This window comes from Propionivibrio dicarboxylicus (genome assembly GCF_900099695.1).
Lineage (GTDB): Bacteria > Pseudomonadota > Gammaproteobacteria > Burkholderiales > Rhodocyclaceae > Propionivibrio > Propionivibrio dicarboxylicus.
Genome location: NZ_FNCY01000001.1, coordinates 53,660 through 77,075 on the forward strand (window position 1 = coordinate 53,660; position 23,416 = coordinate 77,075).

General features: G+C 64.2%; 18 protein-coding genes and 1 pseudogene. 14 read left to right on the forward strand and 5 right to left on the reverse strand.

Annotated features, from left to right (window positions below; genetic code table 11):
• Positions 1 to 52: 52 nt before the first annotated feature.
• Genes BLR25_RS00270 through BLR25_RS00280 form a run of 3 tightly spaced genes read right to left on the reverse strand, consistent with a single transcriptional unit; the run spans position 53 to position 4,233 of the window.
• Positions 53 to 1,936 carry a potassium transporter Kup gene (locus BLR25_RS00270; protein ID WP_091931597.1) on the reverse strand — a complete coding sequence of 628 codons (1,884 nt, stop codon included), beginning with the start codon at positions 1,934 to 1,936 and terminating at the stop codon, positions 53 to 55.
• A 27-nt stretch (positions 1,937 to 1,963) separates the two neighbouring features.
• Positions 1,964 to 2,680, reverse strand: coding sequence for a two-component system response regulator KdpE (kdpE, locus tag BLR25_RS00275; protein WP_091931600.1), 717 nt, complete (start codon positions 2,678 to 2,680; stop codon positions 1,964 to 1,966).
• Positions 2,677 to 4,233: a DUF4118 domain-containing protein gene (locus BLR25_RS00280; protein WP_176785683.1), complete on the reverse strand. Its 1,557-nt coding sequence runs from the start codon at positions 4,231 to 4,233 to the stop codon at positions 2,677 to 2,679. Before BLR25_RS00280 ends, kdpE begins: the two co-directional genes overlap by 4 nt.
• A gap of 237 nt (positions 4,234 to 4,470) precedes the next feature.
• Here BLR25_RS00280 and BLR25_RS00285 point away from each other — a divergent pair, with 237 nt between their 5' ends.
• Positions 4,471 to 7,578, forward strand: coding sequence for an ATP-binding protein (locus BLR25_RS00285; RefSeq protein ID WP_176785684.1), 3,108 nt, complete (start codon positions 4,471 to 4,473; stop codon positions 7,576 to 7,578).
• A gap of 24 nt (positions 7,579 to 7,602) precedes the next feature.
• Here BLR25_RS00285 and BLR25_RS00290 read toward each other — a convergent pair whose 3' ends face one another.
• Entirely contained in the window at positions 7,603 to 8,058 is a 456-nt protein-coding gene (locus tag BLR25_RS00290) for a bacteriohemerythrin (protein WP_176785685.1), read from the reverse strand.
• 217 nt (positions 8,059 to 8,275) lie between these two features.
• On the opposite strand from BLR25_RS00290, the gene BLR25_RS00295 reads away from it, so the two are divergent.
• The 13 genes and pseudogenes from BLR25_RS00295 (at position 8,276) to BLR25_RS00355 (ending at position 21,552) form a co-directional block, all read left to right on the forward strand.
• A complete protein-coding gene (locus BLR25_RS00295) occupies positions 8,276 to 9,106 on the forward strand; it encodes a putative hydro-lyase (RefSeq protein WP_091931613.1) in 831 nt (276 codons plus the stop codon).
• A 139-nt stretch (positions 9,107 to 9,245) separates the two neighbouring features.
• Positions 9,246 to 10,124 carry an HDOD domain-containing protein gene (locus tag BLR25_RS00300; RefSeq protein WP_176785686.1) on the forward strand — a complete coding sequence of 293 codons (879 nt, stop codon included), beginning with the start codon at positions 9,246 to 9,248 and terminating at the stop codon, positions 10,122 to 10,124.
• A 53-nt stretch (positions 10,125 to 10,177) separates the two neighbouring features.
• Positions 10,178 to 10,390 carry a dodecin gene (locus tag BLR25_RS00305; protein WP_091931621.1) on the forward strand — a complete coding sequence of 71 codons (213 nt, stop codon included), beginning with the start codon at positions 10,178 to 10,180 and terminating at the stop codon, positions 10,388 to 10,390.
• Positions 10,391 to 10,539: 149 nt separating this feature from the next.
• Positions 10,540 to 12,462, forward strand: a complete 1,923-nt coding sequence (locus BLR25_RS00310; RefSeq protein WP_091931626.1) for a sigma 54-interacting transcriptional regulator — start codon at positions 10,540 to 10,542, stop codon at positions 12,460 to 12,462.
• 211 nt (positions 12,463 to 12,673) lie between these two features.
• Positions 12,674 to 13,477, forward strand: a complete 804-nt coding sequence (gene hyi, locus BLR25_RS00315) for a hydroxypyruvate isomerase (RefSeq protein ID WP_091931631.1) — start codon at positions 12,674 to 12,676, stop codon at positions 13,475 to 13,477.
• Between the two features lie 21 nt (positions 13,478 to 13,498).
• A pseudogene (gene garR, locus BLR25_RS00320) lies at positions 13,499 to 14,398 on the forward strand (2-hydroxy-3-oxopropionate reductase); the annotation flags it as partial.
• An 86-nt stretch (positions 14,399 to 14,484) separates the two neighbouring features.
• Positions 14,485 to 15,504: a TRAP transporter substrate-binding protein gene (locus BLR25_RS00325; RefSeq protein WP_091931640.1), complete on the forward strand. Its 1,020-nt coding sequence runs from the start codon at positions 14,485 to 14,487 to the stop codon at positions 15,502 to 15,504.
• Between the two features lie 141 nt (positions 15,505 to 15,645).
• Positions 15,646 to 16,182 carry a TRAP transporter small permease gene (locus BLR25_RS00330; RefSeq protein ID WP_176785687.1) on the forward strand — a complete coding sequence of 179 codons (537 nt, stop codon included), beginning with the start codon at positions 15,646 to 15,648 and terminating at the stop codon, positions 16,180 to 16,182.
• The gene (locus BLR25_RS00335) at positions 16,179 to 17,447 is read left to right on the forward strand and encodes a TRAP transporter large permease (protein WP_091931648.1); all 1,269 of its coding nucleotides are present in this window, start codon (positions 16,179 to 16,181) and stop codon (positions 17,445 to 17,447) included. Before BLR25_RS00330 ends, BLR25_RS00335 begins: the two co-directional genes overlap by 4 nt.
• Positions 17,448 to 17,475: 28 nt before the next feature.
• Complete coding sequence (locus BLR25_RS00340; protein ID WP_091931652.1) at positions 17,476 to 18,504, forward strand: zinc-dependent alcohol dehydrogenase; 1,029 nt, start codon at positions 17,476 to 17,478, stop codon at positions 18,502 to 18,504.
• A 43-nt stretch (positions 18,505 to 18,547) separates the two neighbouring features.
• Positions 18,548 to 19,381: a transketolase gene (locus BLR25_RS00345; protein WP_091931656.1), complete on the forward strand. Its 834-nt coding sequence runs from the start codon at positions 18,548 to 18,550 to the stop codon at positions 19,379 to 19,381.
• Positions 19,382 to 19,389: 8 nt separating this feature from the next.
• A complete protein-coding gene (locus BLR25_RS00350; RefSeq protein WP_091933495.1) occupies positions 19,390 to 20,337 on the forward strand; it encodes a transketolase family protein in 948 nt (315 codons plus the stop codon).
• Between the two features lie 78 nt (positions 20,338 to 20,415).
• Positions 20,416 to 21,552: a glycerate kinase gene (locus BLR25_RS00355; RefSeq protein ID WP_091931661.1), complete on the forward strand. Its 1,137-nt coding sequence runs from the start codon at positions 20,416 to 20,418 to the stop codon at positions 21,550 to 21,552.
• 252 nt (positions 21,553 to 21,804) lie between these two features.
• Here BLR25_RS00355 and BLR25_RS00360 read toward each other — a convergent pair whose 3' ends face one another.
• Positions 21,805 to 23,340 (reverse strand): biotin attachment protein, encoded by a 1,536-nt coding sequence (locus BLR25_RS00360; protein WP_091931664.1) that lies wholly within the window; start codon positions 23,338 to 23,340, stop codon positions 21,805 to 21,807.
• Positions 23,341 to 23,416 lie beyond the last annotated feature (76 nt).

A 23,416-nucleotide genomic window follows, 5' to 3' on the forward strand; every position in this document is an offset into this window, starting at 1 on the left:
CCCGGCGGGAAAATCGCCGGGGTGCCCATTCTACGCCGGCGACCGCACGACGCTAGAGCACCACCTGCGACCCCAGTTCGACGACGCGGTTCGACGGCACGCGGAAGAATGCCGTGATGCTTGTCGCATTGCGGAACATGGCGGCGAAGAGCAGCACGCGCCAGTACGCCATTTCCTTGCCGAAGCGCGGGATCAGCGTCTCGCGTCCGAGGAAGAACGAGGTGTCCATCATGTCGAAGTCCAGCCCCACCTCGGCGCAGTGGGTCAGCGCCTCGGGCAGGTCGGGCTCGTCCTTGAAGCCGTACTGGACCGTCACCAGCCAGAAGTCCTGTCCGAGCGGCTTGACTTCGACCCGGTCGATCTCGGGCACATGCGGCACATCGAAGATGCGGATCGTCACCAGCACCATGCGCTCGTGCAGCACCTTGTAATGCTTCAGGCTATGCAGCAGCGAACGCGGCACACCTTCGGGACGCCCGGTCAGGAAGACGGCCGTGCCCGGCACGCGCGTGGCGCCGCCGAGCGCAAGACTGTCGATGAAGGGGGCCAGCGCGATGGACTCCTGCCCGAGCTTCTCGTGCAGGACTTCGCGCCCGCGCTTCCAGGTCGTCAACACGGTGAACACCAGCGCGCCGAAGGCCAGCGGGAACCAGCCGCCATCGAAGATCTTGGTCGAATTGGCCGAGAAGAAGGCAACGTCGATGAGAACGAAGGGAACGATGCACGAGAGCGCCAACGCCCGCGACCAACCCCACTGGCGGCGCGCGACGACGAAGGCCAGCAGGTTGGTGATCAGCATGGTGCCGGTCACGGCGATACCGTAGGCCGCGGCCAGATTGCTCGACGACCCGAAGCCGATGACCAGCGCGATGACGGCAGCAAGCAGCAGCCAGTTGATCGCCGGCAGGTAGATTTGACCGATCTCGCGCTCCGACGTGTGACGCACCTCGAAGCGCGGCGAATACCCAAGTTGCATGGCTTGCAAGGTCATCGAGAACGCGCCGGAAATCACCGCCTGCGAGGCGATGATCGTCGCCGCCGTCGACAAGAGGACCAGCGGCAGCGTCGCCCAGCCTGGCGCCAGCAGGTAGAAGGGATTTTCGATCGCGGACGGATCGGCAAGCAGCAGCGCGCCCTGGCCGTAGTAATTGACGAGCAGTGCCGGCAACACCAGCCCGCACCAGACGACCTGGATCGGCACGCGACCGAAATGCCCCATGTCGGCATAGAGCGCCTCGCCGCCGGTCAGTACGAGGACGACGGCGCCAAGCGAAAAGAAGCCGATCCCCGGATGCGCCGCGAGGAAGGCGCCACCCCAGGCCGGATTGAGCGCCCGCAGCACGCCCGGCTCGTTGGCGATCGAAGCGAATCCCAGCGCGCAGAGGACCGCGAACCAGAGCATCATCACCGGACCGAAGAGCTTGCCGACGCTGGCCGTGCCGTGGCGTTGCAGGAGGAAGAGGAAAACCAGGACGACCAGCGCGATCGGGATGACATACGGCTTGAACGCCGGCGTCACGATCTCCAGCCCCTCGACCGCCGACAGCACCGACACCGCCGGCGTGATGACGCCGTCACCGTAGAACAACGCGGCGCCGAACAGGCCGAGCATCACCAGGATATTGCGTCCTTTCCCCGCCGGCATGTCGCGCAGGGCCAGCGCCATCAAGGCCATGATGCCGCCTTCGCCGCGATTGTCGGCACGCATGACAAATGAAACATACTTGCCGGTGATGACGATCATCAACGCCCAGGTCACCAGCGAGAGAATGCCAAGAACATTATCCGGACTGATTGGCACCGGATGGTGCGCGTTGCCGAACACCTCCTTGAGCGCGTACAGGGGACTGGTGCCGATGTCGCCATAGACGACGCCGAGCGCGGCCAGTGCGAGCGAAGCGAATCTCGTCTTGCCGGACGAAGCGGGCTGGTTCATTGAATGTTCCCGAGAAATGCGAATTGACTACGAACTCTCCAGAGCCGCCACCGGCGGCTGGAAGCGATAACCGACACCGGTTTCGGTGAGCAGATAGGTCGGTTGTGTCGGATCCTCTTCAAGCTTCTGGCGCAGGTGTCCGACATAAACGCGCAGGTAGGGGCTGTGTTCGACCCGGTCGCCGCCCCAGACTTCGCGCAGCAGGTGACGCTGCGTCATCACCTTGCCACTGTTGGCGAGCAACACGCGCAACAGGCGATATTCGATCGGCGTGAGATGGACCGGTTCGCCGTTTCGCAGCACGCTGCGCTGCGACAGATCGACCCGGACGCTGCCGAATTCGACGACCGGATCGACCGCGTCGCCATGCCGCCCATGCCGGCGCAACAATGCCCGCGCCCGGGCGCGCAATTCGCCGACGCCAAATGGCTTGGTGAGATAGTCGTCGGCGCCGGCATCGAGCGCCCGCACCTTGTCCTGTTCGTTCGAACGCGCCGACAGCACCAGGATCGGCGCTTCCGACCAGGCGCGAAAATTGTGGATGAAATCGACGCCGTCGCCATCGGGCAGTCCCAGGTCGAGCACCACCAGTGCCGGCTTGCAGGCACCGGCCTCGGTCAATCCGCGTCCGACACCGTCGGCTTCGCACACGGTGCAGCCTTCCTCCTCGAGCGCCGAGCGCAGGAAACGGCGGATCAGCTTTTCGTCCTCGACCACCAGTACCGTCAGCCGCCCCGTCGTCATGACGCCTCCTCCAGACCGGTGGGTTCCTCATCGAGTGCTGGCGGCGTTCCCAGCGGCAACGAGAAAGAGACGCAGCCGCCGCCTTCAGGCCGGTTCATCGCCCGGATGCTGCCGCCATGCGCCTCGACGATGGCACGGCAGATCGCCAGGCCGAGCCCGACGCCGGCGCGTGTCGACTCGTGCTCGCCGCGCACGAACATCTCGAAAATCGAATCGCCGGCCTCGCCGGGAAAACCGGGACCGCGATCGACGACCGACACCGCCAGACAATCGTCCTGCAGCGCCACCTCGATGCCGATGTCCTGGTCGGGCGGTGAATACTTGGCAGCATTTTCGAGGAGATTGCAAAGCACCCGCTCGATCAACACCGCATCGAATTCGACGAGCGGGAGATCGCCGCCCCGCCGCACGCGAACGGCATGACCGGCGAGCGCGCGGCCGAGCAGCTTGATGCTTGAGCCGATGACCTCGTCGATCGGCTGCCACTCCTTGCGCAAGGTCACCTTGCCGGCATGCAGGCGGGCCATGTCGAGCAGGTTGGTGACGAGTCCGGCGAGATATTCGGACTGATCGCGAATCGCCATCGCCGTCTCGCGCGCAGGCATCGCCAGGGGCGGACGGTACTCGACCAGCGAATCGGCCAGACCGACGAGCGCCGTCAGGGGCGTGCGCAGATCGTGCGACAGGGCCGACAGGATCGAACTGCGCAGGCGCTCGGAGACGATATCGACCTGCGAGCGCTGGGCGACCTCGACATAGTGCACCCGCTCGATGGCGATCGCCACCAGCGAAGCCATGGTCCCCAACCGTTCCTGCTGCGCCTGCATGTCGGTCAGCTCGGCCGCCGAATTCTCGAGCGGCGCCACGGCGATGACACCGCGCATGCGCATCGGCGCCTTCAGCGGCAAATACAGCGCCGCGCTCCCCGAGCCGGCGAGCGGATTGCAGCGTACCGGTTCGCCGCGCTCGAAGGCGATCAGCGCCAGCGCCGGTTCGATGCGCAGACTGGGCGGCGCGTTCTCGGCACAGGAGCGGAAGCCGGCCTGCGTGTCGTGAAGCAGCACATCGCCCTCGGCGTTCATGACGTTGCGCAGGAAGACGCGCGTAATCTCGGCAACCTGCGCCATCGTCAGCGCGCCGGACAGTTCGCGTGCCATTTCGTAGAGCGCCCGCGCCCGACGTGCCTCGAGCGCCGAGGCCAGCGCATTGCGACGCAGATTTGCCGCCAGCGTGCTGGTGACGACGGCCACCACCAGCATCACGGCAAAGGTGACGAGATACTGACCGTCGCTGACCTCGAAGGAAAAGCGCGGCGGCACGAAGAAGAAATCGAACAGGGCGACGCTGAGAAAGGCCGCGACCAATGCCGCCGACAAGCCGAGACGGACGGCCACCAGCAGCACCGTCAGCAGGAAGAGCATGACGATGTTGGCCGGCGCGAGCAGATTGGCCAGCGGCAGACAAAGCAGCGTCACCGCCGCGCAGGCGGCCACGGCCAGGGCAATCCCCTGCCACCCCTGAATATCGCGATCCCCGTGCTGCACCGTGCCCATGACAGCGCTCCTCGAAAGTCCATGGAATGCATTGTCCCGCCTGGCATATAAAAAAGGTGTAAAAAACGGCCGGCATCCGCTCAAGTACTTTGTCATTAGCCGCGGAACCCGCACCAGGCCCCGGCCAGCGCTCTGCCGCCAACGTGTTAGAATAGGACAACATCTTGTTTATTTGTAAATTTCAGTAAAAACAAAAACAACTGAGCGCCCATGCCTTTCATCCGGAAAGAGTTCTCTTTGAAAACCCGGGCCACCGCCACTGCGCTGGTCATCTTCCTGACCGGAATGGGCCTCCTCTCCTGGCACGCGACCGGGGTCCTGCAAGGCGACATGGAACGGCTGCTCGGGCAGCAGCAATATTCCACCGCCAGCTACATGGCCGCCGACATTCAGGAACAGATGGAGGTACGGCGCATCAGCCTGGAACAACTCGCCACCGATATCGCGCCGGCGGCGCTGACCCAGCCCGAGACCTTGCCGGCAATCCTGCTGCGCCATGCGACCACCGGTCGGCTGTTCAACGACGGGCTCATCGTGTACGGCCGCGACGGCACCGCCATCGCCACCCAGCCCCACCGACTCGAACGGATCGGCGTCAACTATCTCGATCGCGACTACCTCGCCGGTGCGCTGAATAACGGCGTGACCACCGTCGGCAGGCCCGTCCGAGGCAAAACGGCGCACGCACCGCTGGTCGTCATCGCCGCACCGATTCGCGACGCGCACGGCGCTGTGGTCGGCGCGGTGTCGGGCATCAGCAACCTCAACCGCCCGAATTTCCTCGACCGGCTGGCGACCGGCCGCTATGGCGACAGCGGCGGCTATCTGCTCATCGCCGAGAAGGAAGGACTGGTCGTCACCGCGTCCGACCACAATCGCATCCTCGAGAAGCTCGACGCGCCGACCGTCAAGCGCGTCCTCGGCAGCCCGCACGGCGGGCGCGACGGGACCGTCCTGCTGGAACACGCCGACGGCCAGAAGGAAATGACCTCGTACAAACGGATTCCCGGCATCGACTGGGGCGTTGCGGTCAGCCTGCCGGTGGCCGAGGCGTTCGCCCCGATCCGACAGACCGAGCAGCGCATGCTGATCGCCACCGCGCTGCTGACCTTGCTGGCCGGATTCGTGATCTGGTGGGGGCTGCGGCGGCAACTCTCGCCGATGGCCCGAACCGCCTCGGCCCTGGCCGCCATGGCACACGGCGATCAACCGCCGCAACTGCTGCCGGTAGGCCGGCGGGACGAGATCGGGCAGATGGTCATCGGCTTCAACCAGTTGCTCGAAACCTTGGCCCGACGCAAACGCGAATTGCGCGAAAGCGAGGAGCATTTCCGGCTGACCTTCGAACTCGCAGGCGACGCCATCTTCTTCGGCACCCCCGACGGCACGATCCTGTTTGCCAATCCGGCCGCCTGCGAATTGTTCGGCTACAGCCTGACGGAATTCCGCGCGCTCGGCCGCCAACCGATTTTCGACGCCGCCGATCCTCAGGCCGGCGAAATACTGGCCCAGCGGCAGCGCGACGGCAAATTCGCCGGCGAAGCGCGTTTCACGCGCAAGGATGGCAGCACCTTCATCGCCGATTACGAATCGACGATCTTCACCAGCGCCAGCGGCGAGGCACAGACGATTTCCCGCATCCGCGACATCAGCGCGCGCAAGGCGATGGAGCACGAACTGCAGCGCAGCGAACAGGCCGCCACCGATCTCGCCACGCTGCTCCGTCGCATGTGCGACATCGTGCCGGACATGATCTGGGCCAAGGATCTCGAGGGACGCTACATCTTCTCGAACGACGCCAATACCCGCTTGCGACTCGGCGCCCAAGACGACGAAGACCCGGTCGGCAAGACCACCGCCTACTTCGCCGAACGACAACGCGCCGCGAACCCGGATCGCCAGGACTGGTTCGAATTCGGCGATATCTGCGGCAAGAGCGATGCGGACACGATCGCGCGGGGCCGTCTCTCGATCTACGAGGAAAGCGGCGTCCTGCATGGCCGACCGGCGCACCTTGAGGTCTACAAGGCGCCGTTCATCGACAGCCACGGCAAGTGCATCGGCACCGTCGGGTCGGCACGCGACATTACCGAACGACGGCGCACCGAGCAGGAACTCACACAATACCGTCACCACCTCGAACGTCTCGTCGAGGAACGCACCCACCAGCTGACCGAGGCGAAGATCCAGGCGGAGGCTGCCAACCTCGAGAAAAGCCTCTTCCTCGCCAACATGAGCCATGAAATCCGCACGCCGATGAATGCCATCCTCGGCATGGTCTCGGTGTTACGGCGCGAAGGTCTCAGCGCCACCCAGGCCGACCGGATCAACAAGGTCGACACGGCGGCCAACCATCTGCTCGGACTCATCAACGACATCCTCGACCTCTCGAAGATCGAAGCCGGCAAACTCGCGCTCGAGGAAATCCCGATCAACATCGACAGCATCGTCGGCGACGTCCGGGCGCTGCTCGCCGAACGCGCCCGACGCAAGAACCTCGACCTCGTCTTCGATACCGGCAAGTTTCCGCCGCGGCTCGCCGGCGACCCGACGCGCCTGCGCCAGGCCCTGCTCAACTACGCCACCAACGCCATCAAATTTACCGAGCACGGCTCGGTGACCATCCGCATCAGCTACCAGAGCGAAGATGACGACAGCGTCATGGTCCGCTTCGAAGTCGTCGACACCGGCATCGGCATCGATGCCGACGTCCTGCCGCGCCTGTTCGGTGCGTTCGAGCAGGCCGACAAGAGCACCACCCGCTGTTACGGCGGCACCGGCCTCGGCCTGGCGATCACGCGTCGCCTCGCCGAAATGATGGGCGGCGAAGCCGGCGTCGAGAGCACGGTCGGTGTCGGCAGCACCTTCTGGTTCAGCGCCCGCCTGAAAAAAGGCAGCGCCGCGCCCCTGTCGCCAGTCAACGCGGCCGACAAGGTCAACGCCGAGCAAGGGATCAAGCAGCGCCACACCGGTCGCCGCGTGCTCGTTGTCGACGACATCCCGGTCAACCTCGAGATCACCAAGTTCCTGCTCGAAGTCTGCGGCCTCGTCGTCGACACGGCCGAAGACGGCCAACAGGCGATCGAGGCGGCCCGCCGCCAGACCTATGCCCTGATCCTGATGGACGTGCAGATGCCGGTCATGGGCGGACTCGAAGCGGCGCCGCGCCTGCGCGCCGAACCGGGGTACGAACGGCTGCCGATCGTGGCGCTGACCGCCAGCGCGCTGAGCGAGGAACAGCAGGAATGCTTTGACGTCGGCATGAACGACTGCATCGTCAAGCCCTTCTCGCCCGACGAACTTTACGGCAGCGTGCTGAAATGGCTGGACTTCGGCGAACACTGAGGCACGCCGCCATCCGGCCGGGCCTCACTCCGAATGCATGAGCGCGACATAGGGCCGCATTTTCAGGTCGTAACGGATGAGGTGGTAGAAGATCCACTCCTGCACCATCGTCAGGACCGCCTCGCTATCGAGTGACGGATCCTGCAGCAGGCGAAGATTGAGTTCGGCATACTGATGCACGATTTCCCGATGCGCGCCGAGATGACAGAGCACTTCGGACTCGGGCATCCCCAGCGTGGCGAAGAAACGTTCTTCGTGCTCGAAGTGCGCCATCATCGTGGCGCCGATCGTGCCCAGCGTCGACTGGAACCCTGACCGGCCGCCGGACGCCGCCCCGCCCGCCAGCATCTCCTGCCGCAGGCGATACAGTTCGCCGAACAAACGCTCGTGCTCGCCATCGATCGCTGCGTCGCCGATTTTCAGCGAAGCGAGAAGATGCTCCGGCGCGATCCCGTGACCGCCATAACTGTCATAACCCATGCTCTTGGTCCGTGCTTCCAAGTCAAGGACTCTACGCCGATCGCAGCACTTTGTCATGAACTGCGACACCGGCAATCGGAAAACCATGCTGCCGCATCGCAAGCGAATGGCATCGAAAAAGCGCGCCTGACGAATCCAGCAACGGAAATTTTCGGTACTATCGCGGCAAGGACATCTTGATCACTTTCCGCCCCTCCGGGGCGACAAGGAAGACGCCATGCCATCCCAAATCGCATCCTGCACCTCCACCGACACAGCGGCCCGTCCACTCGTCCGCACCGGGCTCGACGCACGCCTGGCGGTACGCGAGGGACGCTGGCGCGGGCAAACCAGCGGCATGGCGCCGAGTCATGTCCAGGGCAATGTCGCCATCCTGCCGGAAAGCGAAGCCAACGACTTCCTGCGCTTCTGCCAGCGCAACCCGAAATCCTGCCCCCTGCTGGCCGTCTCGGAGCCCGGCGACCCGCATCTGCCGGGCCTCGGCGCCGACCTCGACATCCGCACCGACGTCGCCGGCTATCGCCTCTGGCGTAACGGCGCCCTCGTCGAGGAACCCGTCGACCTGCTGTCACACTGGCGCGACGATCTCGTCACCTTCGTCATCGGCTGCTCCTTCTCGTTCGAGCAGGCGCTCATTGACGCCGGCATACCCCTTCGCCATATCCGGGAAGGCCGCAACGTCGCCATGTACCGCACCAACATCGCCACCCGGGCGGCCGGACCTTTCCACGGGCCGATGGTCGTCTCGATGCGGCCGATGAAAGCCGCCGACGCGATCAAGGCGGTCCAGGTCACGGCGCGGATGCCGACCGTGCACGGCGCACCGGTCCACCTGGGCGATCCATCGCTGATCGGCATCGCCGACCTGCAGCGCCCCGACTTCGGCGATCCGGTCGCCGTCCTGCCCGACGAGATTCCGGTCTTCTGGGCCTGCGGCGTCACCCCCCAGTCGGTCGTCATGGAGGCCAAGCCGGCCTTCTGCATCACGCACGCGCCCGGCAAAATGCTGGTCACCGATCTGCTCGACCGCGATCTCCTCTACGTCTGATCACCCCGCCTAGGCCAGGCGGCAAGCGCCGCCACGCCCTCCAGGCAACATGACGCGGGAATCATGCCGATGACCGACGCGACAGCGGTGACCGAGATATGCAATACTCGATGAAAATATCACGATGTCGATTCAAGCCATGACGCCTGCCGCAAAAAAAACCGACCCAGCCGCCTTGCTGCGCGGTCTCAAGATCCCGCCGTGCCCGCAAATCCTCAACGACCTGAACGCTGAGCTGCGCAAGGAAGACGGCGACCCGCGCCGCATAGCCGCGCTGGTCCGGGGCGACGTCGCCCTGTCCGCCGCCGTCCTCAAGATCGTCAATTCGGTCGGCGCCAGCATCAACCGCTCGGTCAACTCGGTCGACGATGCGGTGCTCATGATCGGCAACCGCAACCTGATGAATTTCGTCGTCGGCCACTTCGTCCGCCAGGCCGTCAGCGGCGGCAAGAAGCTCAACCTGGAACGTTTCTGGGACCGCGCCGCGCATAACGCCGAGATCTCGGCATTGCTCAGCGGACAGCTCAAAGGCACGCGCCGCGAAACCGCCTACTGCATGGGCCTGTTCCACGACTGTGGCATCCCGCTGATGATGCAGCGCTTTCCCGACTACAAGGACACGCTGCAACTGGCCAACAAGAGCCTGAGCAAATTCACCGAGATCGAAGAGCAACAACACGGCACCGACCATGCGACGATCGGCTACCTGATGACGAAAAGCTGGGGACTGTCGGACGTCCTCTGTGAGGCCATCCGCTACCATCACGACCATGACGTGCTCGACGGCTCGCTCTCCCACGCGCCAGGTGACGAGGTCTGCGTCCTCATCGGCATCACACTCGTTTCCGAACGCATCGCCGGCATGCTCCTGCGCAAACCGGAGGAACACGAGTGGGAACGCGCAGCGGCACCGGTCGCCCAATTCTTCGGCCTGTCCGCCGTCGATCTCGACGACCTCATCGACGATGTGCTCTTCCAGTACCGGCAGACGACCACCTTGGGGCAGAATGAACCCTGAGCGCCGGACCACGGTCAAACCGCTCGCACAAACACCACTTTCTGAGGGCTACCATGTCTGATCACGTCTATAAAATGGTTGAAATCGTCGGTTCCTCGCACGTCAGCACGGACGACGCCATTCGCAACGCCATCGAAACCAGCGCCAAGACGATCCGCCGCATCTCGTGGTTCGAGGTCATAAAGACGACCGGACACGTCGTCGAAGGCAAGGTCGCACACTTCCAGGTAACGCTGAAAGTCGGCTTCCGCATAGAAGGCGAATAGGCGCCGCGCATACGCCGGAACACTACGCCACGCGGATATCTCCGCGTGATATCCGCTCGTAATCCCCGCGCAAAGCGATAGAATCTGGGCCGGACCGCAGCCGCGAAAGGGCTGCGGTCGCCATCCTTACGTCTTCAACGGACCGGCCCATGAAGGAAATCGTCGTCGTCACCCCGTTTTCCGCGATGGCGGACGTCACCCATCGCATCATCGCCGAAAACGGCTACAGCAATGTCGGCCTGCTCGAAGCCGAACCGGGCAACGTCCTCGAACGCGCCCGCTCGGCCATCGATGCCGGCGCCCGCGTGATCGTCTCACGCGGCGGTTTCTACGAACTCATCCGCAGCGAATTCGACATCCCGACCGTCGAAGTCAAGGTCAATGCTTTCGACCTCATCGACGCCTTCACCGAAGCCAAGGACGCCGGCATCGACGGGCCGATCGGCGTAATCGGCTTCCGCAACGTCATCTACGGCGCCGAGACGATCGCCAAGGTCATGGACCTGCCCGCCGTCTGCTGCGAAATCACCAAGCACAGCGACATCGAAGTGGAAGTCGAGCGCCTGCTCGGCCAGGGCATCCGTACCTTCGTCGGCGACAACAACGTCAAGATGGCGGCGCTGCGCTCGAACGGCAAGGCGTCGCTGGTCCAGTCCGGCAGCCAGGCGATGCAGATCGCCATCCAGCAGGCCAAGGACATCCTCTATGCCTCGCGACTGCAAAAGGAAAAGGCCCAGCAATTCTCCGCCATCATCGACTTCGTCCATGACGGAATCATCGCCATCGACAATCGCGGCGTCATCACCGTCTTCAACAGCGTCTCGGAAAAGATCACCGGCTGCAGCCGCCACGAGGCGATGGGCCGGCCGATCACCGAGGTCATCCCGGAAACCCGGCTGCTGGCCGTGCTCGAGAGCGAACAGTCGGTCATCGGCGACATCCAGACGCTGAACAACCAGACCGTCGTCGCCGCCAGCCGCATCCCGGTCGTCGTCGACGGCGAGGTGCGCGGCGCCGTCGCCACCTACCAGGACATCACCGACGTCCAGCGCCTCGAACAGAAGATCCGCATCAAGCTCGCCGAACGCGGCTTCGTCGCCCAATACCAGTTTTCCGACATCATCCACGGCAGCGCGGCGATCGCCGACTGCATCCGCAGCGCGCAGAAATTCGCCGCCTATGACGCCTCGGTGCTGATCTACGGGCCGTCCGGCGTCGGCAAGGAACTGTTCGCACAGAGCATCCACCGCGCCAGCCCGCGTCGCAACGCGCCTTTCGTCGCCATCAACTGCGCGGCGCTGCCGGAAACGCTGATCGAGAGCGAGCTGTTCGGTTACGCCGAAGGCTCCTTCACCGGCGCCGTCCGCAAGGGCAAGGCCGGCCTGTTCGAGATGGCCCACGGCGGCACGATCTTCCTCGACGAGATCAGCGAACTGCCGTTGCTGCTGCAAGGCCGGTTGCTGCGCGTCCTGCAGGAAAAGCAGGTCATGCGCCTGGGCGGCGACAAGCTGATTCCGGTCGATGTGCGCGTCATCTGCGCCACCAACCGCGACCTGCGCCAACTCATCGACGCGCACCAGTTCCGCGGCGACCTGTTCTTCCGCATCGCCATCCTGAGCCTCTACATCCCGCCGCTGAGCGAGCGCATCGAGGACATCGAGCTACTCGGCCAGCATTTCCTCAGGGAATTCGCCGAACGCTACCAGAAAGGCCGCCTCAGCCTCAGCCCCGAAGCGCTCGCCTACCTGCGCCGCTACCATTTCAAGGGCAATGTGCGCGAATTGCGCGGCATGATCGAGCGCGCCGTCGTCGTCACCGACCGCCGCATCGTCGGCATCGACGATCTCGCCGGCATGCCGCAAGCGCAAACGCCAAGCGACGCCGGCGGAACGCACTTCCCGGACGACATGACGCTCAAGGAACTCGAGGACGAATACATCGCCCACGTCTTCGACAAGACCGGCGGTTCGGTCAAGGAAACCAGCGCCATCCTCGGTCTCGGGCGCACGACCTTGTGGCGCCGGATTCGCGACAACCGCCGCATCACCCGGCCGGCCAGCGACGCCAACTGAATGACGAAATAAAAATAATGAAACATCGACGTTTCATTATGAAACGTTGACACAGGCTTACGTCTCCCCTACCCGAAGCAGAAAACCACGACAAAACAGTCTCATACAGCTTAACCCCGGCGCTGGCCCGGTTATTGCCATAGTCATCCCATCATTTTTGCGACGGCGCAACGACGCTTTCGCCAAACCAATCAAGACAGGGGATGAAGACATGAGCGCAGAAGGTGCAAGGCCGAAGTTTTCGGCGAATTTGTCGATGCTGTTTCAGGAAGTGCCCTTCATGGAACGCTTCGCGGCGGCTGCGAAGCTCGGCTTCAAGGCGGTCGAATTCATGTTCCCGTACGACTACGCGATCGCCGACCTGAAGGCGGCGCTCACGGACAACGGGCTCACGCTGGTGCTGATCAACCTGCCGGCTGGCAATTTCGCCGCCGGCGAACGCGGCATCGCCGTCAACCCGGCGCGTCAGGAAGAATTCCGCGCCGGCGTCGCCCGTGCGATCGAGTACGCGCAAGCGCTGGGCGTGCCGCAGATCAACTGCCTGGTCGGCAAGACGCTGCCGGACGTGCCCGTCGCCGAGCAGCGCGCGGCACTCGTCGCCAACCTGCGCCACGCCGCCGAGGCGCTCGGCCAGGCCGGCATCCGCCTGCTCGTCGAACATCTCAACTCGCGCGACGTGCCGGGATTCTTCCTCGACACGACCGGCAAGGTGCTCGACATCCTCGATGCTGTCGGCCATCCGAACGCCTACCTGCAATACGACGTCTATCACGCGCAACGTATGGAAGGCGAACTGACCGGCATCCTGAAGACGAACCTGGCGCGCATCGCGCACGTCCAGATCGCCGACAACCCCGGCCGCCACCAGCCGGGCACCGGCGAAATCGCCTACCGCTGGCTGCTCGCCGAATTCATGGCGACTGGTTATGACGGTTACATCGGTCTCGAATACGTCCCCACCCCGAACACCGCCGGATCGCTGGGCTGGATCCGCGACTACGGCTATTCCCTCTGAACCCAACACCCCTCAGGAGAGGTCATGAGCAAGAAAATCGGTTTCATCGGACTCGGCATCATGGGCAAGCCCATGAGTAAAAACCTGCTGAAGGCGGGCTACGACCTGACCGTCTGCGACATTAATACCGCCGCCGTCGCCGAAGTCGTCGCGCTCGGCGCCAAATCGGCCGCCACGCCGAAGGACGTCGCCGCCCAGACGGACATCGTCATCACGATGCTGCCCAACTCGCCGCAGGTGAAAACCGTCGTCCTCGGCGCCAATGGCGTCGCCGAAGGCGCCAAGCCCGGCACCATCGTCGTCGACATGAGCTCGATCGCCCCGCAGGCAGCGCAGGAAGTCGCCCAGGCACTGGCGGCCAAGGGCGTCAAGATGATCGACGCGCCGGTCTCCGGCGGCGAACCGAAGGCCATCGACGCAACCCTGTCGATCATGGTCGGCGGCGACGCCGCCGTTTTCGCCGAATGCGAACCGATCCTGAAGTGCATGGGCGCCTCGGTCGTGCTGGTCGGCGATGTCGGCGCCGGCAACGTCACCAAGCTCGCCAACCAGATCGTCGTCGCCCTCAACATCGCCGCGGTCTCCGAAGCCTTCGTGCTGGCGACCAAGGCCGGCGTCGACCCGGAAGCCGTGTTCAACGCCATCAAGGGCGGCCTCGCCGGCTCGACCGTCATGAACGCCAAGGTGCCGATGATGCTCGACGGCAACTTCAAGCCGGGCTTCCGCATCGAACTGCACATCAAGGACCTGCAGAACGCCCTCGACACGGCGCACGCGCTCAACGTCGCGACGCCGCTGACGGCCAACGTCATGGAGACGCTGCAAGCCCTCAAGTGTGACGACATGGGCGCCTGCGACCACAGCGCCATCGTCCGCTTCTACGAGAAGCTGGCCAAGACCGAAGTCCGCCGCAAAGCCTGATTCCCCTGCGGGTGGCTGGCGCGACCGGCCACCCCGATGCTGTTCGACGACGTAAAAACCATAACCCGATCACAAGGAGGTTCACCATGCATCGTTTCACCCCCCGGAAACTGTTCGCCTCGACCCTCGCCACCGCCGTCCTGGCCACGCTGAGCGCCCTGCCCTTCGCCGCCCAGGCGGCGACCACGCTGCGCTTCGGCCACGTCAACAACAATGGCGAACTGGCAACCGAACTCTTCCAGGAGTTTGCCGACAACATCACCAAGAAGACCAAGGGCGAACTGACGATCAAGGTTTTCCCCGGCGAGCAGCTGGGCAAGGAAGTCGATCTGATCCAGCAGGTCAAGTCGGGCGCCGTCGACCTCTCGGCACCGTCGATGGCCGCACTCTCGAACCTGGCCCCGGCGCTTGAAATCGCCAGCGGCCCCTTCCTCTGGCGCGACTGGGCGCAGGCCCAGAAGGTCATCACCGGCCCGGCCTTCCAGCCGGTCTTCGACGAACTGCGCGACAAGCACGGCGTGCTGATGCTGTCGAAGATCTGGTACTGGGGCTGGCGTAACCTGACGACCGGCAGCAAGCCGGTGAACAAACCCGAAGACATGGCCGGCCTCAAGATCCGCGTGCCGGAATCGCCCGTCTGGGTCGAAATGATCAAGGCCATGGGCGCGGCGGCAACGCCGATTCCCTTCGGCGAGGTTTACACCGCGCTGCAGATGAAGCTTGTCGACGGCCAGGAAAACCCGATCCCGACGATCTATACGCGCAAGTTCTACGAAGTGCAGCCGCACCTGTCGATGACGCGCCACATGCTCCAGAACAATACCGTCATCATCAACAAGCGCTCGCTTGAAAAACTGTCGCCGGAATTCCAGAAGCTGCTCTTCGACGAGATCGCCACGCTCTCGGAAAAGAACTCGCGCATCCAGCAGGAGCGTGAGGCGAGCATGCTCGAGGAGATCCGCAAGAGCGGCAAGACGACGATCAACGACAAGCCCGATCGCGCCGCCTTCGCCGCCCGTATGGAACCGGCATACAAGGCTCTGGAAGCGCGCTGGGGCGCGGAAAACCTGAAGCGCATCCGCGCCGCGGTCGACGCCGCCAAGTAAGGCCTGCAACCGACTCCGATCAACCCGGGCCGGCCAACGCCGGCCCGACACCCGCGCCAGGACTTTCATCCCGACATCATGTCAGGAGGGGATTGCCACGCGTATCGATACGGATTCACTGACTCGTATTCGGGAACAGACATGAACAGTTTTCGCAACTTATTCGGCCAGATCGACGATCTCATCGCCGCGGTCGAAGATTTCTTTGTCATTGCAATTCACGGCGCCATCGCCCTCATGGTGATGCTCTCGGTCATCCTGCGCTACGTCTTCAACGATCCATTGACCTGGGGCGAGGAACTGATCGTCGCCATGCTCACCTGGATGGTCTTCATCGGCGCGGCCGCCGCCGTGCGCTCGCAAATGCATATCCGCATCGACGTCATGGCGCCGGTCTTCCGCATGCCCAAGTTCACCTGGGTCAACGTGCTGACCGTCTTCATGGGCATCGTCATCATGGGCACCATGGTCTATGGCTGCATCGAACAGGTACTGCAGGAACTGGTGGTGGACTCGCCGATGATGGGCGTCTCCAAAGCCTGGTTCGCCGTCGCCATGCCGATCGGACTGGTGCTGATGATCATCCACGCGCTGCGCGTCTGGATGGACGAGGGCGCCGCCCCGGTCTTCCGCGGCGAAACCGAGGTCGTGATCATGAAGGAAGGCGGTGCCCAATGACCATTCTCATCCTGAGTTTCGTCTTCCTGCTGCTGATCGGATTGCCGATCGCCCTCGCCATGATGGGCTCGGCAATGCTCGTCATCGGCCTCGAAGGCATCCCGCTGTCGCTCGTCGCCCAGCGCGTCGTCACCGGCGTCCAGTCTTTCCCGCTACTGGCGATCCCGCTATTCACGCTGGCCGGTTCACTGATGAATGACTCTGGCATCAGCGAGCGCCTGTTCGGCTTCACCCGCGCCTTCATCGGCCACATCCGCGGCGGCATCGCCCATACCGTCGTCGTCGGCGAGATCTTCCTCTCCGGCATTTCCGGCTCCTCGGTCGCCGACTGCTCGGCGCTCTCGCGCGTGTTCGGCTCCGAATTCAAGCGCTCCGGTTATGACGGCGGTTTCGGCGCCGCCCTCTGCGCGGCTGCGGCGACGCTCGGTCCGATCATCCCGCCCTCGACGCTGATGGTCATCTACGCCTGGCAGGCCAACATCTCGCTCGGCGACCTCTTCTGGGCCGGCCTGTTGCCGGGTCTGCTGATGGCCGGCGGCATGATGCTCGTCGTCGGCTGGGTGTCGCACAAGCGCCAGTTCCCCAAGGACGCGGCCTTCGCCTGGAGCCGCCTGGCCTCGTCGTTCCGCGAAGCCGTGTGGGCGCTGTTCATGCCGATACTGATTCTTGGCGGTTTCCGCGCCGGCATCTTCACCGCCACCGAGATCGCCGCCGTCGCCGCCTTCTATTCGCTGATCGTCGGCCTCTTCGTCTACAAGACGCTGAAATGGACGCACGTCCCGACCATCCTGCTGCAGACGGCAAAGGAAACGGCGGTGATCCTGCTGATCGTCGCGGCCGCGTCGCCGTTCAGTTGGTACATCGGCATCGCCCAGGCGCCGCAGATGCTCACCGAAGCACTGACGCAGGCTACCGACAAGCCCTGGGTCGTCCTGATCCTGCTCAACTTCATCCTGCTGGCGCTCGGCTGCTTCATGGAGACGATCGCGATCATGATCATCCTGGTGCCGATCCTGATCCCCGTGCTGACCCAGTACCAGATCGACCTCGTGCATTTCGGCATCGTCCTGCTGGTCAACCTGACCATCGGCCAGATCCATCCGCCGGTCGGCATCCTGCTCTTCGTCGCCCAGTCGGTGACCAAGGTGCGTTTCGGCCAGATCGCGCGAGAAGTATTGCCCTTCGTCGGCGTGCTGCTGATCGTCCTGATCGTGCTGACCTACGTGCCCTGGGTCTCGCTGTGGCTGCCGCACGCCCTCAAGTAACGCAAAACGTTTTCAGACTTTGGAGACCATGATGCTGCAAGTAAAAATGACGGAAGCCTTCAAGATGAGCTTCCTGGACACACCGATCCCCGACATCGGCGATGACGACGTACTGATCCGGATGAAGCGCGTCGGCGTCTGCGGTTCGGACATCCAGATCTACCACGGCAAGCACAAGTACATGAGCTTCCCGGTGGTGCAGGGACACGAAGGCGCCGGTGTCGTCGCCAAGGTCGGCAGCAAGGTGACCGGATTCAGGGAAGGCGACAAGGTCACCGTCCAGCCGCAGGTCTTCTGCGGTGAATGCGCGCCCTGCCGTAGCGGCCACCCCAACGTCTGCAAGAACCTCAGGGTCTACGGCGTCCATACCGGCGGCATGTTCTCGGAATATTTCGCGGCCCCTGCCTCGAAGGTGCTGCGCCTGCCCGAGACGATGAGTTTCGACGAAGGCTCGCTGGTCGAACCGACGGCGGTGGCGACCGGCGCCATCCGGCGTTGCGGCAACATCACCGGCACCAATGTCGTCGTCCTTGGCGCCGGCACGATCGGCAACCTCGTCGCGCAAGTCGCCGTCGCCTCCGGCGCGCGCAAGGTCGTCATCACCGACATCAACCCGACCCGTCTCGCCATCGCCCGCGACTGCGGCATCCACGCCTGCATCGACACGCGCGGCCGCAAGCTCAAGGACGTCATCATGGAAGAGTTCGGCGAGAACGAAGCCGACATCATCATCGACTGCGCCGGCGTCAAGGCGATCTTCAACGAAGCCGTCGCCGCCGCGCGCTGCTCGTCGAAGCTCGTCATCGTCGCCAACTACAAGGAACCGGTCGAGGTCGAACTGCCGCTCTTCCAGCGCCGCGAGGTCGACATGCTCGGCATCATGATGTACCTGCGCGAGGACTTCCAGCGGGCGATCGACCTGATGACGCAAAAGAAGATCGACACCTCGCGACTGATCAGCGACCACTTCAACATCCGCCAGATGGAAGCCGTCTACCCGCACATCGACACCCATCCGGAAAGCGTCATGAAGGTTGTCATCGACATCGGCGAATGAGCCTTCGCGCGCTACGTCACACACGATTTACCAGGAGAACGCAATGAGTTTGAGCAACGAAAGGAAGCGCTTCCTTGAAGAGACCTGCCTCGGGCTGCGTCGGGATCTGATCAAGCTGCTGTTCGGCATCCAGACCGGGCATCCGGGCGGATCGCTGTCCTCGACCGAGATCATGACGACGCTATATTTCGAAAAGCTGCGCGTCGATCCGAAAAACCCGAAGGATCCGAACCGCGACCGCTTCATCCTCGGCAAGGGCCACGCCGCGCCGATGCTGTACATGATCCTCGCCGCCCGCGGCTTCTTCCCGCAGGACGACCTCGTCACCCTGCGCCAGCTCGACAGCCACCTGCAGGGACATCCCTGCGCGAAGAAAACCTGCGGCGTCGAGCTCTCGACCGGACCGCTCGGTCTCGGTCTGCCGGCCGGCCTCGGCATGGCCATGGCGGCCAAGCTCGACGGACACGATTACCGCACCGTCGTGCTGATGGGCGACGGAGAACTGCAGGAAGGCATCGTCTGGGAAGCCGCGATGTCAGCTTCCAAGTTCGCCGCCGACAACCTGCTCGTCATCGTCGACAACAACGGCGTGCAGCTCGACGGCACCGTCAGCGAAATCATGCCGATGGGCGACATCCCCGCCAAATGGCGCTCGTTCGGCTGGAACGTCATCGAGATCGACGGCCACTGTGTCGAAGCGATCGCCGACGCGGTCGACCTGGCGGCCACCGTCAAGGGTGTGCCGACGGTGATCGTCGCCAAGACCGTCAAGGGCAAGGGCGTCTCCTTCATGGAAGGCAAGAGCGCCTGGCACGGCAAGCCAATCGGCAAGGAAGAATATGCGAATGCGATGAAGGAACTGGGGGTGACGGTATGAGCACGATTATGACAAACACGAAAAGAGCGATCCGCGACGTCTATGGCGAGACGCTCGCGCAACTGGGACGCGAGAATCCGGACATCGTCGCACTCGATGCCGACGTCGGCAGCTCGAGCAAGAGCATCGTCTTCGGCAAGGAATTCCCGAAACGCTACTACAACGTCGGCGTCGCCGAGGCCAACATGGTGGCGATGGCCGCCGGCCTCGCCACCGCCGGCAAGATTCCCTTCGCCAACACCTTCGCCGCCTTCATGGTGCTGCGCGCTGCCGATCCGGTGCGCAGCCTGATCGCCTACACCGGCCTCAACGTCAAGCTCGCCGGCACCTACGCTGGCCTGTCGGATTCGTATGACGGCGCCAGCCACCACGCCATCGCCGACATCGCCTTCATGCGCGCGCTGCCGAACATGACGGTGGTCTCGGTCTCCGACCCGGTCGAGGCGGAACTGGCGACGCGCGCGGTCGCCGCCTACAAGGGCCCGGTCTATCTACGCCTGAGCCGCGCCGAAGTGCCGGTGATCCTCGACAAGGCGAGCTACAACTTCGAGATCGGCAAGGGCGTGACGCTCGTCGAGGGCAAGGACCTGACCATCGTCGCCACCGGCTACATGCTGATCAAGGCGCTCGAAGCCGCCGAGATTCTCGCCAAGCGCGGCATCCAGGCGCGCGTCGTCAATATCCACACGATCAAGCCGATCGATGCCGCCTTGCTGATCCGCTGCGCGCAGGAAACCGGCGCCGTCGTCACCGCCGAGGAACACAACGTCTACGGCGGCCTAGGCAGCGCCGTCGCCGAAGTGCTGACCCGGCAATGCCCGGTACCGATGGAATTCGTCGGTATCGAGGACACTTTCACCGAGTCGGGCGACTACGAGAAGCTGCTGGCGAAGTACGGCCTCAGCGCCGCCCACATTGTCAGCAAGGCCGAACTGGCTCTGCGCCGCAAAGGCTGAGCCGGAGCCGGACCCGCGGGGCAGTCGCCCCGCCGCCGGCGATGGCCGGCGCTTTGGAATGTTGAGGAGGAAATCAAGGTGCGTATCATCGTCGCTCCCGATTCATACAAAGGCAGCGTTTCGGCGCTGGGCGTAGCGCAGGCCATGGAACGCGGCATCCTGAAGATTCATCCCGATGCCGACGTACTCAAGATGCCGATCGCCGACGGCGGCGAAGGCACCGTCGAAGCGCTGGTCGCGGCCACCGGCGGCGAACTGCGCCACCAGGACGTCGCCGACCCGCTCGGCCGACGCATCCGCGCCCACTGGGGCATTCTCGGCGACGGACGTACCGCCGTCATCGAAATGGCATCGGCATCGGGCCTGCCGCTGCTTGCCAGCGCCGAGCGCGATCCGTTGCGGGCGACGACTTACGGCACCGGCGAACTCCTGCGTGCCGCACTCGACGCCGGCTTGCGCAAGATCATCATCGGCATCGGCGGCAGCGCCACCAACGACGGCGGCGCCGGCATGGCGCGCGCGCTCGGCGTGCGCTTCATCGACGCCGCCGGCAAGGAACTCCCCGACGGCGGCAGCGCCCTCGCCCGACTCGCCGCCGTCGATCTTTCCGGGATCGATCCGCGTCTTGGCGAATCCGACATCCTGGTCGCCTGCGACGTCGACAACCCGCTCTGCGGCCCGCGCGGCGCCTCGGCGGTCTTCGGCCCGCAAAAAGGCGCCACGCCGGCGCTCGTCGCCGAACTCGACGCCGCGCTCTGGCACTTCGCCACGATTGCACAGGCCGCCACCGGGCGCACCGTCGCTGAAACCGCGGGCGCCGGCGCCGCCGGCGGGATGGGCGCCGGTCTCTTGCTCTTCACCCCGGCCAAACTGCGCCCCGGCGTCGAAATCGTGCTCGATGCCGTGCGTTTCGGCGAAACAGTCAAAGGCGCCGACTTCGTCATCACCGGCGAAGGACGCACCGACTTCCAGACGGCCTTCGGCAAGGCGCCGGTGGGCGTCGCCAAGGCCGCCAAGCTTCACCGCGTACCGGTCTTCTGTCTGTCGGGCAGCCTCGGCGAAGGCGCCGACGAAACGCTCGCCCAGGGCATCGACGCGGTCATGAGCATCTGCGACCGCCCAATGGCGCTCGACGAGTGCATGGCACGCGGCGAGGAACTGATCGAAGCGGCGACGACGCGCCTGTGTCGCATTCTCCGGGCAGCGAGGCGCTGAGGCGGGAACACGTTTTCCTCCAGCGGGACGACGGCAGCAGATCGCTGCCAGGGGCGTCGCTCCGCTTTTTTTATTCGCAACCGCCCCCCTCAGCCTCGACACCGGGGCTGAGGCATTGCCGGGATCGGCGCCACATGGCCAGCATCCACCAACGGCAGGCCGCGAACGCCCCATAAAAAACGGGATCCCCTTTCAGGAATCCCGCTATTCAGTGCGCTGCACGGGCGCCGGTCAGGCGCCCGGCGCTCGGTTTCAGTGGCTGCGCACGCGCACGTCGAACGCCTGGCCGGCGATCGACACGTGGTACAGATTGCCGCCGACATCCGGGGTCGGCTCGGCCTTTGCCGGCGCGGCGGGTGCCGGTGCCGGGGCAGCAGCCTTGGCCGGATCCTTCTTCGGCACGGAGGTCTTGAAGTTGCCCTTGAGGAAGTCGATACCCTTGTTGCCCGACTTGGTCGTGAAGGCGCCAACGATGAAGATGTTTTCGTCGGTGGCCGGCAAGCCGTTGTCTTCGAGCAGCTTCTTGGCCTTCGGGATGCCCGGTTCGAGATCCTTGATCGGATCGCCCGTGAACACCGGCTTCTTGAGTTGCTCGGAAGCGATCTTGACGATCTCGGGATCCGGCGCGACCGGCGTCTTGCCGAAGTAGCCCAGCACCATGTTGCCGTAGCCGTCCGTCATCTTTTCCCACTTGCCCATCAGCACGTTGGCATAGGCCTGCTGGAAGTAGAACTGCGACACCGGCGTCACCGAGGTACCGAAACCGCCGCGCGCGACGCACTCGGCCATCGCTTCGATGACCTTCGGATAGAGGTGGAAGGTCTTCGACTCGCGCATCATCAGCGTGTTGGCCGTCAGCGCGCCGCCCGGCATCGGGCTGAAGATGACTTCGGAATCGACGCCGAGGGCCTCGGGCGGGAAGTCGTAGTCCTTGAGGCATTCCTTGGTGACGCGGTTGGCTTCCATGACCTTGTCGATGTCGATGCCAAGATCGTAATCGGTGCCCTTGAGCGCGTGCCAGAGCGAGAAGAGGTCGGGCTGCGAGGTGCCGCCGGAGAGCGGGGCGCGGGCGACGCAGACGCCGTCGCAACCGGCTTCGATCGCGGCCAGGTACTGCGCCAGGCCGGTACCGCAGGTCTCGTGGCTGTGGATCCGCAGTTCGACCTTGTCGCCGACCAGCTTGCGCGCCAGCTTGAAGGTTTCATGCACCTTGCGCGGATTCGAGGTACCCGACGCGTCCTTGAAGCAGACGCTGGTGAAAGGCACGCCGGCGTCGAGGATCTGGCGCAGCACGCCAGCATAGAATTCGGGATCGTGCGCGCCCGAGCAGCCGCGCGGCAGTTCCATCATGGTGACGACGACTTCGTGCTCGAGGCCGGCGTCGACGATGCACTTGCCGGAGTAGATCAGGTTATTGACGTCGTTCAGCGCATCGAAGTTGCGGATGCGGGTCATGCCGTGCTTCTTGAACATCTTGGCATGCAGGTCGATCATGTCGGCCGGCTGCTGTTCCAGCGCCACCACGTTGATGCCACGGGCGAGCGTTTGCAGGCGGATATCCGGACCGACCGTCTTGCGGAATTCGTCCATCATGTCGAAGGCCGATTCACCGCAGTACAGGAACGGCGCCTGGAAACGGGCACCACCGCCAGCTTCGAAGTGCGTGATGCCGGCGGCAACCGCGGCTTCGACGGCCGGCATGAAATCACGCGTAAAAACACGCGCGCCGAAGACGGACTGGAACCCGTCACGGAAAGTGGTGTCCTGGAAAAGAATTCGCTTGGTCATGACATCCTCGTAAGGTGGTTGGGAATGGTTTATGCCGGCACAGCGTCGCCCGGATTACACGCGAATCCGACACGAA